Source organism: Arthrobacter sp. Sr33 (genome assembly GCF_054511195.1).
The window spans coordinates 140,067-154,275 of sequence record NZ_JBTNDD010000002.1 but is presented as its reverse complement, the minus strand read 5'-3'; the positions used below and the strand labels follow the sequence as shown (position 1 = coordinate 154,275).

The following is a 14,209-nucleotide window of genomic DNA, read 5'->3' as shown; positions in this document are numbered from 1 at the left end:
GACGAGGACAGTGTCGACTAGGACCGTGTCGACTAGAAGCGTGCCGCTTAGGTTGCCAGACCGCCCCGCAGGCCAACCCTGCGGGACCTGAGGTTGCGCAACGCCTGCTCAAGGACGTTCGCTGCTTCCTCTTCGGTGCGTCGCTCCTTGGCGTATTGGAGGTGGCTCTTGTACGGCTCTACCCCGTCCACCAGCGGTTCCACCCCCGGCAGCCTGCCCGCCGCGCGCCCACAGCGACCGCATTCCCAAACCTCGGGAATCTCGTCGTCGTGCAGCTTCGCGAAGGTCGGTCTTGTTTCGTGGTTCTCGACACACCAATAGCTGACCACGGTGTGGTCCACCACTGCAGGGCGTCTTCCGGATTCGGCCTGCCAGCCGGCCATCCCCCCGTATGACTCAGTTCCGATCCGTGTGCCTTTAAATGCGTTTCCCGCGTTAACCATGGATTGCTCCTGGACTAGGCTCCGACAACGGGGCCAGTCTACGCCCAAAGCTCAACTCTGGGTATGGCGGCTAACGCGGGAATTCACAATACTGTTGGGCTGCCCTGTGGACCGGTCAGCCGTGGAATGCTAGCTACTCGGCGAAGCGCTGGATCAGGCCGAGCGCCACGATGACGACGCCCCAGGTTAGTCCCAGCGCCACGGTGAACCGGTTGAGGTTGCGTTCCGCCACGCCCGATGATCCCATGCTGGTGGTCATACCGCCGCCGAACATGTCGGACATGCCACCCCCACGACCCTTGTGCAGCAGGATGAGCAGGACAAGCAGGGCGCTTGAGATGGCAAGGAGAACCAACAAAATGATTCGGAGAATGTCCACAGTGGCCTTTCAGGGGTAACTGACGTGCGTAGTCGACCTGCGCCGGGCGCAGTCTCGGGTCGAAGCGGTCTTAGTCAGTGACCAGGAGATGTTCGAACCTGACAATACTAGCAAACTCGGCGGCGTCCAGACTGGCACCACCGACCAGCAAGCCGTCGACGTCCTTGCCCTTCAGGATGGCCCCGGCGTTGGCGGCCTTGACCGATCCGCCGTAGAGCATACGGACCTTCCCCGCCGTCTCGGCGTCATAAAGTGAGCCCAGTTCGGCTCGCAGCGCGGCGCACATCTCCTGCGCATCGTCAGGTCCGGCAACTTCCCCGGTGCCGATGGCCCAGACTGGTTCGTAGGCGACCACCAGCTGGCCAACCTGCTCCGCCGTGAGCCCATCGATTCCGGCGCGCAGCTGGCTGAGGGTGTGTTCCACGTGATTCCCGGCCTGTCGGACTTCAAGCCCTTCGCCGGCGCACAGGATTGGGGTGAGGTTGTGCCTGAAGGCCGCCTTCACCTTGCTGTTGAGCAGCTCATCGCTCTCCTGGTGGATGGCCCGGCGCTCGGAGTGTCCCACGAGGACGTACGTGCAGCCGAGCTTCTCCAGGAACTGCCCGGAAATGTCCCCAGTGTAGGCACCGGAATCGTGGGGGGAAAGGTCCTGGCCACCGTAGACGGTCTGCAGGTCGTCGCCGCGGACCAGGGTCTGCACCCCGCGCAGATCGGTGAACGGCGGGAAGACAGCCACCTCGGCCCGCTGATAGTCATGGCTGGCGTCGTCGAGGGTCCAGGCGAGCTTCTGCAGGAGCGTGATGCCCTGGACGTGGTCCAGGTTCATTTTCCAGTTGCCTGCAATCAGGGGGCGGCGGTCGTACTTGCCGTTGGTTGAGGAAGTCATGAGTGCTTCTCCTACTGCCCGAGGGCTGTCAGTCCGGGGAGTTCCTTGCCTTCAAGGTACTCAAGGCTGGCACCTCCGCCGGTCGAAATGTGGCCAAACTGGTTATCGGTGAAGCCGAGTGATCGGACTGCCGCAGCGGAGTCGCCGCCCCCGACAACCGTCAGCGCACCGCGGGTGGTGGCTTCGGTGAGTGCTTGCGCGACGGCCTTCGTACCGGCAGAAAACGCGTCGAACTCGAAGACCCCCATGGGGCCGTTCCAGAACACTGTGCCGGCGGTGGCGATTGACGCGGCGAAAGCCGCACCGGAAGCCGGTCCGATGTCGAGCCCCAGCCCGCCAGCACCAAATGAGCTTTCCTCCATGGCGTCGGCGGGTACGGTCTCGTTCGCGGCGTCGGCAGCAAACCGTTCGGCCACCACAATGTCGGTGGGGAGGACAAATTCGGTACCGGCCTTCTCGGCACGGTCCAGGTATCCCTTGACGACGTCGATCTGGTCGTCCTCAAGCAGGCTCGCACCGACCGAATACCCCTGCGCAGCGAGGAAGGTAAACACCATGCCACCGCCGACGAGGATCCGGTCCGCGGTACCCAGGAGGTTTTCAATCACTGCGAGCTTGTCGGACACCTTGGAACCGCCCAGCACCACGACGAACGGGGCCACCGGTTCCCCGGTGAGGCGCTGCAGGACGTCAACCTCGGTCTTCACCAGGTCGCCCTGGTAGGACGGGAGCAGCGCCGCGATGTCGTAGACACTGGCGTGCTTCCGGTGCACGGCACCGAACGCGTCGTTCACATAGGCACCGTTGTCGCCGGTCAGTGCTGCCAGTTCGGTTGCGAACGCCTGCCGTTCGGCGTCGTCCTTGCTGGTTTCCCGCGCGTCGAAGCGGACGTTCTCCAGCACCAGAACGCTTCCACCGGTCAACGCGGCCGCGTGTTCCGCGGCGTCCTTCCCCGTGGTGTCGGCGGCCAGGGTGACGGTGAAATCAGCCAGTTCCGCCAGCCGATCCACCGCGGGTTTCAGCGAATACCGCTCGTCAGGGGCGCCTTTGGGGCGGCCCAGGTGAGCCATCACAATGACTGCGGCCCCCTCCCCCGTCAACTTCTGCAGTACCGGTAGGGAGGCCTGAAGCCTGCCATCATCGGTCACCCGTGGGGTTGCCCCCGAGGTGTCAAGCGGGACGTTCAGGTCCGACCTGACCAGGATTGTGCGTCCACGGACGCCGGTACGCAGGAGGTCATCAAGAGAGGAGGCCACTTCGGTCCTTCGGTGCTAGGAGAGCTTGGAGGCGACGATGCTGGTCAGGTCAACGAGGCGGCTTGAGTAGCCCCACTCGTTGTCGTACCAGCCCACGACCTTCACCTGGTTGCCGATGACCTTCGTCAAGCCTGAGTCGAAGATCGAGGATGATGGGTCGCCCACAATGTCCGAGGACACGATTGGTGCATCGGTGTAGGTGAGGTAGCCCTTCATCTTGCCCTCCGAGGCGGCTGCCTTGAAGGCGGCGTTGACTTCCTCAACGGTGACCTCGCGCGACACCGTAACAGTGAGGTCGGTGGCCGAGCCGGTGGGGACCGGAACGCGGATGGCGTAGCCGTCGAGCTTCCCCTTCAACTCGGGCAGCACCAGGCCAATGGCCTTCGCGGCGCCGGTCGAGGTGGGGACCATGTTGATCGCTGCGGCGCGGGCACGGCGCAGGTCGTTGTGAGGACCGTCCTGCAGGTTCTGGTCCGCGGTGTAGGCGTGGATGGTGGTCATCAGGCCGCGCTCGATACCGAAGCTGTCGTTCAGCACCTTGGCCAGTGGGCCGAGGCAGTTCGTGGTGCAGGAGGCGTTGGAAATGATGTGGTGGTTCTCGGCGTCGTACTGGTCGTCGTTGACGCCCAGGACAACGGTGAAGTCTTCGTCGGTGGCGGGAGCCGAGATGATGACCTTCTTGGCGCCGGCGTCGATGTGCTTCTGCGCTGCGGATGCCTTGGTGAAGAAACCGGTGGACTCGATGACGATGTCCACTCCGAGGTCCTTCCACGGCAGGCTGGCGGGGTCACGCTCGGCGAGAACCTTGATGGACTTCCCGTCCACCACAATGTTGCCGTCCTTGACCTCGACCGTCGCGGCGAGGCGACCGGTGACGGAGTCGTACTTGAGGAGGTGGGCGAGCGCCTCTGGGCTGGTCAGGTCGTTGACGGCAACGATTTCCAGGTCGGCACCCTGTTCCAGGGCAGCGCGGAAGAAATTGCGCCCGATTCGACCGAAGCCGTTGATTCCTACACGAGTAGTCACTTGTTATATCTCCTTGAACTGTATTGGGGATTGGGGTTTGGGACGCCGCCGCGCTGGGCGGCGTCCCGACTACGCCCCAGGGGGCGCTGTGCCTGGGTGCTAGCCGACCACGATCAGGGAAGTGGCCGAGGCGCGGGCTGCTGCGAAGCGCTTGGCGACGTCCGGCCAGTTCACAATGTTCCAGAAGGCCTTGACGTAATCGGCCTTGACGTTGACGTAGTCCAGGTAGAAGGCGTGCTCCCACATGTCCAGCATCAGCAGCGGCGTGGTGCCCACCGCTACGTTGCCCTGCTGATCGTAGAGCTGCTCGATGACCAGGTTGCCACCGATCGGCTCGTAGGCGAGGAAGGCCCACCCGGAGCCCTGAAGGGCAAGGGCAGCGGCGCTGAACTGGGCGCGGAACTTGTCAAACGAACCGAAGGCGTCATCGATGGCGGCTGCGAGCTCACCTTCCGGCGAGTCACCGCCGTCAGGGGAGAGGTTGTTCCAGAAGACTGAGTGGTTGATGTGGCCGCCGGTGTGGAAGGCGAGGTCCTTGGAGAGCTTCGAAATGTTTCCGAAGTCGCCCTTTTCGCGGGCCTCAGCCAGCTGGGCCATCGCGTCGTTGGCGCCCTTGACATAGGCGGCGTGGTGCTTGCTGTGGTGGAGCTCCATGATGCGCGCGGAGATGTGCGGTTCCAGGGCAGCGTAATCGTAGTTCAGTTCGGGCAGTACGTACTCGCTCACGAATTCCTCCAGGTCGGTCCGACACAGCGGGTGATTTGGCACTCCAGCCGGTCAGACACCGTAGTTGGTTCACTAAGGCATGGAACCCCGCCGTTGTCAGCGGTATTCCTGTGCCGCTTCCATCCTATGCAGAGATTCACTCGTCCAGCATGTCGGCTGTCACATTGGCTTCGGTTCCCGGTATTCCAATTTCGATGGCACGCTTGTCGGCCATCGCAAGCAACCGCCGGATCCGGCCTGCGATGGCGTCCTTGGTCATGGGCGGGTTGGCCAGGCCGCCCAGCTCGTCAAGGCTCGCCTGCTTGTGGGCGACTCTCAGCTCGCCCGCATACTTGAGGTGATCGGGGACACCCTCGCCGAGGATCTCCAGGGCGCGTTCAACGCGTGCGCCGGCGGCAACGGCGGCCTGCGCCGACCGCCGCAGGTTGGCGTCGTCGAAGTTCGCCAGGCGGTTGGCGGTGGCCCGGACTTCCTTGCGCATCCGGCGTTCCTCCCAGACCATCAGCGCGTCATGGGCACCCATGCGGGTCAGCAGAGCGGCGATGGTGTCGCCGTCCCGGATCACCACCCGGTCCACTCCCCTGACCTCGCGTGCCTTGGCTGCGATGCCCAGGCGGCGTGCGGCACCCACCAGGGCCAGCGCGGATTCAGGGCCCGGGCAGGTGACCTCCAGGGACGAGGAGCGGCCCGGTTCGGTGAGCGAGCCGTGTGCCAGGAACGCGCCCCGCCAGACCGCTTCGGCGTCGGCAGTTGATCCGTTGACGACCGCCGAGGGCAAACCACGCACGGGTCGGCCCCGGTTGTCGAGCAGCCCGGTTTGCCGGGCGAGGGATTCGCCGTCGCGCACCACCCGCACCACATAGCGGTTGCCGCGACGCAGGCCGCCGCCGGAGACCACGATGATTTCGCTGTTGTGCCCGTACACCTCGGCGATGGTGGTGCGCAGCCGCCGGGCCGTGGAAGCGAGGTCAACCTCGGCTTCGATGACAATTCGGCCAGAGATGATGTGCAGGCCGCCAGCAAAACGCAGCAGAGCCGACACCTCGGCTTTGCGAACCGATGACTTCTTGACAGAGAGGTGCGACAGCTCCTCTTTTACGTCCGCAGTCAGCGCCACAAATACAACCTCAGATCGATTAGTTTTCACCAAACATGTCATGAAACGCAGTCGCGAGACGCAGGGGATCATGAACAGGTTTGCCCGTTGAAGAACCTACCTTACCCAACACTGCGCGGCCTCCCATCTCTGCGACGGCGGCCACGAACTCGTCGCGGTTGCCAATGACCGTCGGGTCGGCGATGACAACGTCGACCGTGAACTCGGGGGCGTACCGCCTGATGACCTCAAGGTGGTCCACCGCTGACATGCCGACGGTTTCCTTCGTCTCATTGCTGAGATTCATGGTCAGGCACCGCTTGGCGGTGGTGCTGCACAGGGCTTCCCGGAGTTCGGGCAGGAGCAGGTGTGGGAGGACGGAGGTGTACCAGGAACCGGGCCCGAGAATTACCCAGTCGGCCAGTTCGACCGCGGTGAGCGCGTCAACGCAGGCTGGCGCACCGGCAGGGAGCAACCGGACATTGTTCACGTTTCCGGCGCTGCCCGCCACTGCCAGCTGGGACTGGCCGCTGACGGTGCGCAACCGCAGTGAACCGTCCACCTCCGAGAGCACATCGCCTTCGATGGTCAGCGGCACGCTCGCCATCGGCAAGACCCGCCCCCGGGCCCCGAGCAGTGCACCAGCCCATTGCAGGCCCGCCACCGGGTCCCCGAGGAGTTCCCACAGGGTGACGATCAACAGGTTGCCCAGGGCATGGTTGTCGAGGGATCCATCGGCGCCGTGCTTGGAGGTGAACCGGTGCTGCATGACGTCCCGCCAGGTTCGGCCCCAGTCGGTGTCGTCGCAGAGGGCGGCCAGAGCCATCCGGAGATCACCGGGTGGCAGCACCCCCAGTTCCTCGCGCAGCTTGCCGGAGGAGCCGCCGTCGTCGGCCACTGTGACCACCGCGGTGAGTTCCGAGGTGAGCAGGCGGAGCGCCGAGAGCGACGACGACAGCCCATGGCCGCCACCGAGGGCAACCACCGAGGGCGCGTTGTCCTGCGGACCCGACCCGCGGCGGTTGGCGGCCGCTGCCGGCAGCATGGGAAGCGACCCGGTGAGCAGCGCCACTATTCCCTACCCAGATCGCGGTGGTGGGCTGTGACCTGCAGCCGGGGCTGTTGCGCCAGCCGCTTCGCGATCTCTTCGGTCACGGCCACCGACCGGTGCTTTCCACCGGTGCAGCCGATGGCGATGGTGGCGTAGTGCTTATTCTCGCGCCGGTAGCCCTCAAGCACGGGTTCGAGGGCGTGGACAAACCGGTCCACGAAGTCCGCTGCACCGGTGGCACCCAGTACATAATCGCTCACAGGCTGGTCGAGCCCGGTCTGGGGCCTGAGGGCTGGCACCCAGTGCGGGTTCGGAATGAACCTCACATCGGCCACGTAGTTCGCGTCGACGGGCAGCCCGTATTTGAAGCCGAAACTCATCACATTGATCCGCAGGACGATTGGGCCGGACTCGGAGAAAAGTTCGGTGATCGTGGTGGCGAGGGCGTGCACGTTCAGTTCCGACGTGTCAACCACCAGGTCGGATGCCTCCCGGAGCTGCTTGAGCACCTCACGTTCGGCGGCAATCCCGTCGAGGATCCGCCCCTCGTCCTGGAGAGGGTGGGGCCGGCGCCCCTGCTCGAACCGGCGGACCAGTGTGTCATCGGCAGCGTCAAGAAAGAGGACCCGGTAGTTGACTCCCGAGATGCGCAGCGCCTCGAGGGAGCCGCGAATGTCATGGAACAGCTCCTGGCTGCGGACGTCGACGACGACGGCGAGCTTGGGAATGGATTGCGGCATCCGCGCGACCAGGTCGGTCAGGGTGCTCAGCATCTGTGGGGGAAGATTTTCCACCACATACCAGCCGTGATCCTCCAGCGCGTTGGCGGCGGTGCTCCTGCCAGCGCCGGACATTCCGGTCACCACCAGCAGCTCCGATTCGTCAGGCTTGATCGGAGTAAGGCTGTCGTCGCCCTCAGTCATTGCGTGTTTCCATCCTGGCTGTTAATCATGGCTCAAACAGGTCTTCCCCACCCTCTACCCTAGCTAAGAATCGAGGATTTCGCCGGTGGCCATATTCACCGCTGGTGCGACTGCCGCCGTCGAGCCGTCGGTGGCGGCCAGCGCAAGAGTACGCTGCAATGTTTCGGCAAGGGACGGCCCCACTCCCGGCACCGCCTGCAGCTCTGCAAGGGAGGCGGCACGAATCTTTTTGACCGACCCGAAGTGCGCCAGCAGCGATTTTTTCTTCGACGGACCAAGGCCGGGAACCGAGTCGAGTGCTGAGGCGGTCATCGATTTGCCCCGCTTTTGCCGGTGGAAGGCGATAGCGAATCGGTGCGCCTCGTCCCGGATGCGCTGCAGCAGGAACAGGCCCTCCGAGGCTCGCGGCAGGATCACCGGGAAGTCGTTGTCGGGCAGCCAGACCTCTTCAAGGCGTTTAGCCAACCCGATCACGAAGACGTCGTCGATGCCCAGGTCTTTCAACGCACGGGCGGCCGCGTGGACCTGCGGCTGGCCACCGTCGACCACCACCAGGTTCGGTGGGTAGGCGAATTTCTGCCTCGTCGTGGCAGTGGTGGTGTCGGCGCGTGGCACGGTGGCGCTGCCGGCGTTGTCGCCAGCGTTGCCGACGTCGTTGTTGTTGCTGTTGCTGCCGCTGCCGCTGCTGTTGCTGCCGCCGTCGTCGTCGGAGTTCATGCCCTGCGGCACCGGACCGGTCTTCTCGGCGAGGTAGTTGCGGAAGCGGCGCTGGATAACGTCGTACATCGAGGCGGTGTCGTCGCGGGCGGCGTCGCCGGTGATGGAGAACCTGCGGTAGTCGGCCTTGCGGGGCAGCCCGTCCTCGACGACGACCATCGACGCGACCACGTTGGTGCCCTGGACGTGGGAAATGTCGAAACATTCGATCCGCATCAGGGGTTGCGGCAGGTCGAGGGCCTCCTGTAGTTCCTGAAGGGCCGCGGAGCGGGTGGTGAGGTCACCTGCCCGTCTGCTCTTGTGGAGTCGGAGTGCATCGGCAGCGTTTTGTTCGACGGTGCCGAGCAGGGTTGCCTTGTCGCCGCGGCGGGGAACCCGCAGGTCCACCCGGGCGCCGCGGAGGCCGGCGAGCCAGACGGACATCTCGTCGGCGTTGCTGGGCAGCTCGGGGACGAGCACTTCGCGGGGGATCTGGTTGTTGCTGCTGCTGCCGTCGCCGTAGACCTGCTGCAGCAGGTGCTCCACCAGATCGGCGGTGCCCATGTCCTCGACCTTCTCCACCATCCAGCCGCGCTGGCCGCGGATCCGGCCACCGCGGACGTGGAACACCTGGACGGCGGCCTCCAGCTCGTCTTCTTTCAGAGCGAATATGTCGGCGTCGGTGTCCTCGGACAGGACCACGGTGTTGCGCTCGAACACCCGTTTCAGGGCGGCGATGTCGTCCCGGGTCCGTGCTGCGGATTCGTAATCGAGCTCGGCGACGGCGGCGGCCATCCGCTTTTCCAGGTCCACGATGAACCGGGTGGCCTGGCCGCCCATGAAGTCACAGAACTGTGCCGCGAGGTCGCGGTGCTCCTCGGGACTGATCCGGCCGACGCAGGGGGCCGAGCACTTGTCGATGTACCCGAGAAGACAGGGACGGCCGGTGCGTTCGGCACGCTTGAACACGCCGCTGCTGCAGGTACGGACCGGAAAGACGCGCAGGAGGGTGTCAACGGTTTCCCGGATTGCCTTGGCCGGGTAGAAGGGTCCGAAATATCTGGTGTCCTTCCTGCGGTCGCCGCGCATCACCTGGACCCGGGGATACTTCTCCCCCATCGTGACGGCGAGGTAGGGATAGGACTTGTCGTCGCGGAACATGACGTTGAACCGGGGGTTGAACTCTTTGATCCAGGTGTACTCAAGCTGGAGCGCTTCGAGCTCGCTGCCGACGACGGTCCATTCCACACTCGCGGCAGTGAACACCATCGCCCTGGTCCGGGGCAGCAGGCCCTGCGGGTTGGCGAAGTAGGAGTTCAGTCGGGAGCGGAGGTTTTTGGCTTTGCCAACATAGACCACCCGGGAATGTTCGTCCCTGAACCGGTAGACGCCCGGGTCGACCGGGATTTCACCGGTTTGGGGCCGGTAGCTGCGGGGATCGGCCATTATTCAAGCACCGGACTCTGGTTGTAGCTGGTGGAGCGCTGCTGACCGCTGAGCGCCGCGATCGAGTCCATGATGGTGTCGGTGACCTGTCGGCGTGCGGGCAGTGAGTGTCCCGGTCCGGTTTTCTCAAAGTACAGGGGCGTGCCGATCTTCATGGTGAAGTGTTGGGGTTTGATGCGTTTCTGGCCTGCTGGCTGCAGATTCTCGGTGCCGATCAACCCGACGGGTAGCACCGGCGCGCCGGTGGTGAGCGCAAGCCAGCCGACACCGGTGCGCCCACGGTAAAGCAGCCCGTCCCGGGACCGGGTTCCCTCCGGGTAGATGCCGATCCCGTTGCCGCCTTCCAGTAGTTCGTGGAGGGTTTTCAGCGCCTGGACACTCGCGGCTTGCTGCCCACGCTCTACCGGGATGGAGCCGACTCCTTCGAAGAAGGACCGCATGGCTTTGCCCTTGATCCCGCGGCCAGTGAAGTACTCGGCCTTGGCGAAGAAGGCGACCGGGCGGGGCATGAGTGCCTGGATCAGCACGCTGTCCAGGAAGGACAGGTGGTTGGCCGCGACAATCAGTGGCCCAGCGGCAGGCACCTGGTCCAGGCCCTCAACGGTTGGCCGGCAGAGCCCGGCGATCAGTCCGCGGGTGCTGCTCCGGGTGAGGTCATAGATTCCCATGACCCACCCCCTGCGGCACCCTTTTCAGGATCAGTTCCAGCAGCGCGTCGGCGGTGGTGGCTGGCGTGGTGGCGCCCACCACGCTGAACTCCTCGACTGACCCGAACCCCCAGGTCACCGGAATACAGTCCAACCCATTGGCCACCGCTCCGGAAATGTCGTGGGACCGGTCGCCGATCATGATGGCGCCGTCGTACCTGCCCTCATGCCGGGCCAGGGCTGCGGCGATGATTGGAGTCTTGCCGTCGGGACCGGGTGACTGTTCCTCATCGGGAGACCCATGCACGGAGTGGAACAGGCCGGCCAGCTGTTGGACGCCAAGCAGCTCCTGGGCTAGGCCCTGCGGCTTCTGGGTCGCCACGGCGACCAGATGGCCCGCCGCGCGCAGCGTCTCCACCACACCGACCACGCCGGGGTAGGGCCGGCTGGCGGCCATCCCCCGGGTGCGATAGCCCTCCCGGTAGTGCGCGATCACCGATGCCAGTTGGCTCTCGCTTACTCCGGCGATCTCCCGCAGGGACGTCACGAGCGGCGGACCAACCATCTTCCGCAGCATGTCTTCGGACGGCCGGGGCAGTCCGTGGGCTTCCAGGGACCCGATGATCCCTCCGGTGATGGCGCCTGCGGGGTCGACGAGAGTTCCATCCAGGTCAAAGAGCACGAGCAGGCGGTAGTTCATCACCGGCCAAGTTTCCCACAGCCGGTGCCCAGCAGAAAACTGCATTCCTCCCACGGAATATGTTGGATGCTGTCTATCGTCCGAGTGTCTCGGCGAGGAACGTGCCCGTGTAGCTGGTGGTCGACTTGGCCACCTGCTCCGGCGTTCCGGTGGCGATGATCTGTCCGCCGCCCGACCCGCCGTCGGGCCCGAGGTCGATGACCCAATCGGCGCTCTTGATCACATCCAGGTTGTGTTCGATGGTGATTACTGTGTTGCCCTTGTCCACCAGCCCCTGCAGGACGAGCAGCAGCTTCCGGATGTCTTCAAAGTGCAGACCTGTGGTCGGCTCGTCCAAAACGTAGATACTGCGACCGTTGGACCGCTTCTGCAGTTCGCTGGCCAGCTTCACGCGCTGTGCCTCACCGCCGGACAAGGTGGTGGCCGGCTGTCCGAGCCGCACATAGCCAAGACCCACTTCGACGAGCGTGTTGAGGTGGCGCGCGATCGGGCTGAACGCAGCGAAGAATTCGGCGCCCTCTTCGATCGGCATGTTCAGCACATCGGCGATGGTCTTGCCCTTGTAGTGGACTTCGAGCGTTTCCCGGTTGTAGCGCTGACCGTGACATACCTCGCACGGCACGTATACGTCCGGGAGGAAGTTCATTTCAATCTTCAGGGTGCCGTCGCCGGAGCAGGCTTCGCAGCGGCCGCCCTTCACGTTGAATGAGAACCGGCCGGGGAGGTAGCCCCGGACCTTCGCCTCGGTGGTCTCGGCAAACAGCTTCCGGATGTTGTCGAAGACACCGGTGTAGGTGGCAGGGTTGGAGCGTGGTGTCCGGCCGATCGGGCTCTGGTCGACGTGGACCACTTTGTCGAGGTGTTCGAGGCCATCGATCCGCTTGTGCCGGCCGGCAACCTGCTTGGCGCCGTTGAGCTTGTTGGCCAGCACTTTGTAGAGGATCTCGTTGACCAGGGTGGACTTCCCTGACCCGCTGACACCCGTGACCGCGGTGAGGACGCCCAGCGGGAAGGCAATGTCAAAGGACGTCAGGTTATGTTCGCGTGCACCGACCACCTTGAGCTGCCGGGACTTGTCGATCTTGCGGCGCTTCTTTGGGATCTCGATCTTCCGCCGACCGGAGAGGTAGTCACCGGTGATGGAACGCTCATTGGTGAGGAGGTCTTCAAGCAGACCGGAGTGGACCACCTCGCCGCCGTGCTCGCCGGCGCCGGGGCCGATGTCGACAATCCAGTCGGCTTCCTGGATGGTGTCCTCGTCATGCTCGACGACGATCAGGGTATTGCCGAGGTTACGGAGGCGGGCGAGCGTCTCGATCAGCCGCCGGTTGTCGCGCTGATGCAGCCCGATTGACGGTTCATCGAGAACGTAGAGTACGCCCACAAGTCCTGAACCGATCTGGGTTGCCAGCCGGATGCGCTGTGCCTCTCCGCCGGACAGGGTCCCGGAGGCGCGTTCGAGGTTCAGGTACTCGAGTCCGACGTCGAGCAGGAACTGCAGCCGGGCCTGGATTTCCTTGAGGACCTGGCTGGCAATCTGGGCTTCACGGCCGGTGAGCACCAGGTTGTTGAGGAAGTCGCTGCAGTCGCGCATTGGCATGGCTGCGACCGACGCAATGGATTTGCCGTTGATCAGGACCGAGAGTGAGGCCGGGTTCAGCCGGGCTCCGCCACACGCGGGGCACGGGATCTGCCGCATGTACTCCTCGTAGCGGTCGCGTGCGTGGTCGGATTCGGTTTCGAGATGCTTGCGGTGGATGTACTGCACAGCGCCTTCGAAGCCGGTGCTGTACTTGCGCTCCCGGCCGAACCTGTTCTTGTACTGCACCACCACCTTGTGGTCCTTGCCGTACAGAGCTGCTTCCCGGGCACGGTCCGGCAACTTGTGCCAGGGCACGTCCATCTTGAAGTTCAGCTCTTTCGAGAGACCCTCAAGCAGCCGGGTCCAGTACTCGAGGGTTGCGGTGCCCAGCGACCAGGGGGCGATGGCGCCTTCCGCCAGACTCAGGTCCGGGTTGGGGACGACCAGCTCTTCGTCAACCTCAAGCTTGGTGCCGATCCCGGTGCAGACGGGGCACGCGCCGAAGGGGTTGTTGAAGGAGAACGAGCGTGGCTCGATCTCATCGATGGCCAGGGGGTGCTCGTTGGGGCAGGCCAGGTGCTCGGAGAACGCCCTGACGCGTTTGCTGTCTTTTTCGGGCAGATCAACGAAATCGGCGAGGACCCGGCCGTCGGCCAGCTTCAGCGCCGTCTCCACCGAGTCGGTGAGCCGCTGGCTAATGCCGTCCTTGACCACCAGCCGGTCGACAATGACTTCGATGGTGTGTTTGTACTGTTTGCCGAGCTTGGGCGGATCGGACAGCTGGACGACGTCGCCGTCGACACGGGCGCGGGCGTAGCCTTTGGCCGTCAACTCCTGGAACAGGTCGACGAACTCTCCCTTGCGGCCTCGCACCACGGGGGCGAGGATCTGGAATCGGGTGCCCTCTTCGAGTTCAAGCAGCTGGTCGACGATCTGCTGCGGGGTCTGCTTGGCGACCGGTTCGCCACAGGTGGGGCAGTGGGGGCGTCCCACGCGGGCCCAGAGGAGGCGCATGTAGTCGTAAATCTCGGTGATGGTGCCGACTGTTGACCGGGGGTTCTTGTTGGTCGACTTCTGATCGATGGACACCGCTGGCGACAGACCCTCAATAAAGTCCACGTCAGGCTTGTCCACCTGACCCAGGAACTGCCTGGCGTAGGCCGACAGGGACTCGACGTAGCGACGCTGACCTTCCGCGAAGATCGTGTCGAACGCGAGGGATGACTTCCCCGACCCTGAGAGACCGGTGAAGACGATCATCGCGTCACGCGGCAGGTCGAGGTCAACGTTGCGCAGGTTGTGCTCGCGTGCTCCCTTGACGATCAGACGCGAAAGATCCTGCGACATTTTGG

The 14,209-nt window shown here is 64.4% G+C and carries 13 protein-coding genes; all 13 read right to left on the bottom strand.

Features of this window, described 5'->3' with window-relative positions; all coding sequences use genetic code 11:
* Nucleotides 1–47: 47 nt before the first annotated feature.
* Entirely contained in the window at nucleotides 48–443 is a 396-nt protein-coding gene (locus tag ACX80T_RS03590) for an RNA polymerase-binding protein RbpA (RefSeq protein WP_024476730.1), read from the bottom strand.
* A 133-nt stretch (nucleotides 444–576) separates the two neighbouring features.
* Nucleotides 577–822, bottom strand: a complete 246-nt coding sequence (gene secG / locus ACX80T_RS03585) for a preprotein translocase subunit SecG (RefSeq protein WP_019483794.1) — start codon at nucleotides 820–822, stop codon at nucleotides 577–579.
* 70 nt (nucleotides 823–892) lie between these two features.
* Nucleotides 893–1,708, bottom strand: coding sequence for a triose-phosphate isomerase (tpiA, locus tag ACX80T_RS03580; RefSeq protein WP_019483793.1), 816 nt, complete (start codon nucleotides 1,706–1,708; stop codon nucleotides 893–895).
* Between the two features lie 11 nt (nucleotides 1,709–1,719).
* Nucleotides 1,720–2,964 (bottom strand): phosphoglycerate kinase, encoded by a 1,245-nt coding sequence (locus tag ACX80T_RS03575; RefSeq protein ID WP_459303726.1) that lies wholly within the window; start codon nucleotides 2,962–2,964, stop codon nucleotides 1,720–1,722.
* Between the two features lie 15 nt (nucleotides 2,965–2,979).
* Nucleotides 2,980–3,990 (bottom strand): type I glyceraldehyde-3-phosphate dehydrogenase, encoded by a 1,011-nt coding sequence (gene gap, locus ACX80T_RS03570; RefSeq protein ID WP_019483791.1) that lies wholly within the window; start codon nucleotides 3,988–3,990, stop codon nucleotides 2,980–2,982.
* Nucleotides 3,991–4,089: 99 nt separating this feature from the next.
* Nucleotides 4,090–4,716: a superoxide dismutase gene (locus ACX80T_RS03565; RefSeq protein WP_019483790.1), complete on the bottom strand. Its 627-nt coding sequence runs from the start codon at nucleotides 4,714–4,716 to the stop codon at nucleotides 4,090–4,092.
* Between the two features lie 136 nt (nucleotides 4,717–4,852).
* Entirely contained in the window at nucleotides 4,853–5,833 is a 981-nt protein-coding gene (gene whiA, locus ACX80T_RS03560; RefSeq protein WP_019483789.1) for a DNA-binding protein WhiA, read from the bottom strand.
* 19 nt (nucleotides 5,834–5,852) lie between these two features.
* The gene (locus tag ACX80T_RS03555; protein ID WP_019483788.1) at nucleotides 5,853–6,884 is read right to left on the bottom strand and encodes a gluconeogenesis factor YvcK family protein; all 1,032 of its coding nucleotides are present in this window, start codon (nucleotides 6,882–6,884) and stop codon (nucleotides 5,853–5,855) included.
* Nucleotides 6,884–7,786, bottom strand: coding sequence for an RNase adapter RapZ (gene rapZ, locus ACX80T_RS03550; protein ID WP_024475750.1), 903 nt, complete (start codon nucleotides 7,784–7,786; stop codon nucleotides 6,884–6,886). Before rapZ ends, ACX80T_RS03555 begins: the two co-directional genes overlap by 1 nt.
* 63 nt (nucleotides 7,787–7,849) lie before the next feature.
* Nucleotides 7,850–9,928: an excinuclease ABC subunit UvrC gene (gene uvrC / locus ACX80T_RS03545; protein ID WP_459303725.1), complete on the bottom strand. Its 2,079-nt coding sequence runs from the start codon at nucleotides 9,926–9,928 to the stop codon at nucleotides 7,850–7,852.
* Complete coding sequence (locus tag ACX80T_RS03540; protein WP_019483785.1) at nucleotides 9,928–10,596, bottom strand: lysophospholipid acyltransferase family protein; 669 nt, start codon at nucleotides 10,594–10,596, stop codon at nucleotides 9,928–9,930. The genes uvrC and ACX80T_RS03540 overlap by 1 nt, the downstream gene beginning before the upstream one ends.
* Nucleotides 10,583–11,320 carry an HAD hydrolase-like protein gene (locus ACX80T_RS03535; protein ID WP_459303724.1) on the bottom strand — a complete coding sequence of 246 codons (738 nt, stop codon included), beginning with the start codon at nucleotides 11,318–11,320 and terminating at the stop codon, nucleotides 10,583–10,585. The genes ACX80T_RS03540 and ACX80T_RS03535 overlap by 14 nt, the downstream gene beginning before the upstream one ends.
* Nucleotides 11,321–11,348: 28 nt before the next feature.
* On the bottom strand, nucleotides 11,349–14,204 hold the full coding sequence (gene uvrA / locus ACX80T_RS03530) for an excinuclease ABC subunit UvrA (RefSeq protein ID WP_051317590.1): 2,856 nt from the start codon (nucleotides 14,202–14,204) through the stop codon (nucleotides 11,349–11,351).
* Nucleotides 14,205–14,209: the final 5 nt, after the last annotated feature.